Origin of the sequence: Micromonospora sp. D75 (assembly GCF_018070405.1) — a bacterium.
Classification (GTDB): Bacteria; Actinomycetota; Actinomycetes; order Mycobacteriales; family Micromonosporaceae; genus Micromonospora; species Micromonospora chalcea.
In genome coordinates, this window is the sequence record NZ_JAGPXV010000542.1 from 1 (window position 1) to 4,134 (window position 4,134).

The 4,134-nt window shown below is 76.5% G+C and carries 1 protein-coding gene; it reads left to right on the forward strand.

What is annotated here, in order from left to right:
- Positions 1-11: 11 nt before the first annotated feature.
- Positions 12-4,134 (forward strand): SDR family NAD(P)-dependent oxidoreductase (locus KBX39_RS24975; protein WP_247660562.1); only part of this gene is annotated, 4,123 nt, incomplete at its 3' end.

The window sequence follows — 4,134 nt, forward strand, 5'->3', positions numbered from 1 at the left end:
TCGTTGCGGTGTTGACCGGTGACGACGAGTCGTGGCTGGAGCGGGTCGAGGTCGTGCAGCCGGTGCTGTGGGCTGTTGGTGTGGCCCTGGCGGCGGTGTGGCAGCACGCCGGGGTCACCCCGGCGGCGGTGGTCGGTCACTCGCAGGGCGAGATCGGCGCGGCGTGCGTGGCCGGGATCCTCTCCCTGGAGGACGCGGCGAAGGCGGTGGCGTTGCGGTCGCGGGCGCTGACGGTGCTGCGGGGCACGGGGACGATGGCGTCGGTGGACCTGTCGGCGGAGGCGGTGGCCGAGCGGCTGTCGGCGTTCCCGGGTGTCGGGGTGGCGGCGGTGAACGGTCCGTCGACGGTGGTGGTGTCGGGTCCGCCGCAGCCGGTCGCGGATCTGGTGGAGGCGTGTCAGGCCGACGGGGTGCGGGCGCGGTTGATCCCGGTGGACTACGCGTCGCACTCCGTGGCGGTGCAGGAGGTGGCGGAGCGGTTGCGCGCGGACCTGGCCGACGTGAGCCCGCAGCCGGGGCACACTCGGCTCGTCTCGACGTTGACGGGGGACTGGGTCGACCCGTCCTCGATGGACGCCGGTTACTGGTACGACAACCTGCGGCTGACCGTGCAGTTCGACGCCGCCGTGCGCGTCGCTGTCGCCGCCGGGCACACCACGTTCATCGAGATCAGCCCCCATCCGGTGTTGACGATGCCGGTGACGGCGATCCTGGACGATGCGGGCGTCACCGGGCACACCCTGGGCAGCCTGCGCCGCGGTGACGACGATCCGACGCGGCTGCTGACCAACCTCGCGACCGCCCACGCGATCGGCCTGCCCGTCGACCTGACGGCCGTACTCGCCGAGACCGACGTGGTGGCACTGCCCACCTACGCCTTCGAACGGGGACGCTACTGGCTGGACGCGCCCGCGCACCGCGTACGCGACGTCGCCTCGGCCGGCCTCCAGGACACCGGGCACCCGCTGCTCAGCGCGGCCGTACCCGTCGCCGACGACCGGACGGTGGTGCTGACCGGGCGGCTGTCGGTGCGTACCCACCCGTGGCTGGCCGACCACGCCGTCGGCGGGGCGGTGATCGTCCCCGGCACCGGCGTCGTCGACATGGTGGTCCGGGCCGGCGACGAGGTCGACGCCGGCCAGGTGGGCGACCTGACGCTGATCAACCCGCTGGTGCTCCCCGCGACCGGTGCCGTGCAGGTGCAGGTACGCGTGGGCCCGCCCGCCGACACCGGCGAGCGGAGCGTCACCGTGCACTCCCGCCCCGAAGAGGACGCCGACGCCGAGTGGACCCGGCACGCCGAGGGACTCCTGCTGCCGCAGCTGCCCGCCCCGACCGCCGTTCCGGGGCAGTGGCCGCCGGCCGACGCCGTCGAGGTCGACGCCGACCTGGACGCCTGGTACGCGCAGACGGCCGAGGGCGGCCTCGGCTACGGCCCCTCCTTCCGGGGGCTGCGCCGGGTGTGGCGCGGCGACGGCGAGGTCTACGCCGAGGTGGCCCTGCCCGAGGAGGCGAGCGCCGACGCGTCCCGCTTCGCGCTGCACCCGGCCCTGTTCGACGCGGCCCTCCAGGCCAGCGGCGTCACCGCCCTGCTCGGCGACGCGGCGGACACCTCGGGGGCGGGCTGGATGCCGTTCGCCTTCCGCTCGGTCGCCCTGCACGCCCACGGCGCCACCCGGCTGCGGGCGCGGCTGCGCCCGCTCGGCCCGGACACCGTCGCGGTCACGCTCGCCGACACCGCCGGCCAGCCGGTCGCCACCGTCGAGTCGCTGACGTTCCGCCCGGTCGCCGCGGGCCGGGCCGACGAGGGCGCCGCCCTGCGCCGCACGTCGGTGTTCCACCTGGACTGGACGCCGTTGACGGACACCGGGGCGGCGGCCGGGGAGGCCCGCTGGGCGCTGCTCGGCGACGACACCCTCGGCCTCGCCGGGGCGCTCGCCGCCGCCGGGCACCCGGTGCGGTCCCACGCCGACCTGGCGGCGCTGGTCGCCGAGATCGGGGAGTCCGGGGACGTACCCGATGTGGTGCTGGATCTGCGCTCCGGCGCGGAGTCGGACCCGCAGCGGGCCGGTGAGGCCGCGCACGACGCGGCCCGCGACGCCCTCGCGCTGGTGCGGCAGTGGCTGGGCGAGCCCCGGCTGGAGCGGTCCCGGCTCGTGCTGCACACCCGGGGCGCGGTCGGCGCGGCCCCGGGCGAGGCCCCCTGCGACCTGGCCCGGGCGAGCCTGTGGGGGCTGGTCCGCTCGGCGCAGTCCGAGCACCCCGGCCGGTTCACGCTGCTCGACACCGACGACGCCGCCGCCTCCCTGGCGGCCGTCCCGGCGGCCGTCGCCTCCGGCGAGCCGCAGCTCGCGCTGCGCGACGGCGCGCCGCTCGTGCCCCGGCTGGCCCGGGCCCGCGACGCCGGTGTGTTGCCGCTGCCCGCCGACGAGGTGCCGTGGCGCCTCGACGTCACCGAGAAGGGCACGCTGGAGAACCTCGCCCTGCTGCCCGGTCCCGAGGCGGGCGGGGAACTGCCGGCGGGCCACGTCCTGGTCGGGATGCGCGCCTCCGGGCTGAACTTCCGCGACGTGGTGCTGGCCCTCGGCATGGTCCCCGACCAGGAGGTGCTGGGCAACGAGGGCGCCGGCGTGGTGCTCGGCGTGGGGCCGGGCGTCGCCGACCTCGCCCCCGGCGACCGGGTGATGGGCATCTTCTCCGGCTCGTTCGCCTCGGCGGCGGTCACCGACCGCCGGCTGGTCACCCGCATCCCCGACGGCTGGTCCTACACCGACGCCGCCGCCGTGCCCGTGGTCTTCCTGACCGCGTGGTACGGGCTGGTGGAGCTGGCCCGGCTGCGCGCGGGCGAGTCCGTGCTCGTGCACGCGGCGGCCGGCGGCGTGGGCATGGCCGCCGTGCAGATCGCCCGCCACCTCGGCGCGGAGGTCTACGGCACGGCCGGCCCCGGCAAGTGGCCGGCGCTGCGCGACACCGGCTTCGACGACGCGCACCTCGCCTCCTCCCGCAGCCTCGACTTCGCCGACGAGTTCGCCCACCGCACCGGCGGGCGGGGCGTCGACGTGGTGCTCAACGCCCTGCGCGGCGAGTACGTCGACGCGTCGCTGCGGCTGCTCGCCGACGGCGGCCGGTTCGTCGAGATGGGCAAGACCGACAAGCGGGACCCGCGGCGGGTCGCCGCCGACCATCCGGGCGTCAGCTACCAGGTCTTCGATCTCATCGAGGCCGGCCCGGAGAAGATCGGCGCGATGCTGGGCGAACTGATGGCGCTTTTCGCCGCCGGTGCGCTGCGGCCCCTGCCCCGGCGCACCTGGGACGTCCGGCGCGCCCCCGAGGCGTTCCGCTTCCTCAGCCAGGCCCGGCACGTCGGCAAGCTGGCCCTGAGCATTCCGCAGGCGCCCCGGCTCGACGGCACGGTCCTGGTCTCCGGGGCGACCGGCACCCTCGGCGCGCTGCTCTGCCGGCACCTGGTCACCGCGCACGGCGCCCGGCAGCTGCTGCTGGTCAGCCGGCGCGGCCCGGACGCCGAGGGCGCCGACGAACTGCTCGCCGACCTGAAGGCGCTCGGCGCGGACGTGTCGATCGTCGCCGCCGACCTGGCCGACCCGGACGCCGTGGCGGACGTGCTGTCCATGGTGGACCGGCGGCATCCGCTGCGCGCCGTCGTGCACGCCGCCGGCGTCCTCGACGACGCCACCGTCGAGTCGCTCACCCCCGACCGCCTCGCCGCGGTGCTGCGGCCCAAGGTCGACGTGGCGTGGAACCTGCACCGGGCCACCCTCGGCCATGACCTGAGCGCGTTCGTGCTCTTCTCCGCCGCCGCCGGCGTGTTCGGCGGTCCGGGCCAGGGCAACTACGCCGCCGGCAACGCGTTCCTCGACGCCCTGGCGGAGCACCGGCGGGCCCTCGGCCTGCCGGCGGTCGCGCTGGCGTGGGGCCGCTGGGCACAGGCCAGCGGCATGACGGGCCACCTCGACTCGGCCGACATCCGTCGCCTCGACCGGGGCGGCATGGCGGCGCTCTCCGACGCCGAGGGGCTCGCCCTGTTCGACGCCCTCTGGCGCTCGGAGCGGGCGACAATCATGCCCGCCAAGATCGCCACCGGCGTGGCCGCGCCCGGGTCGCCCGTACACCCGC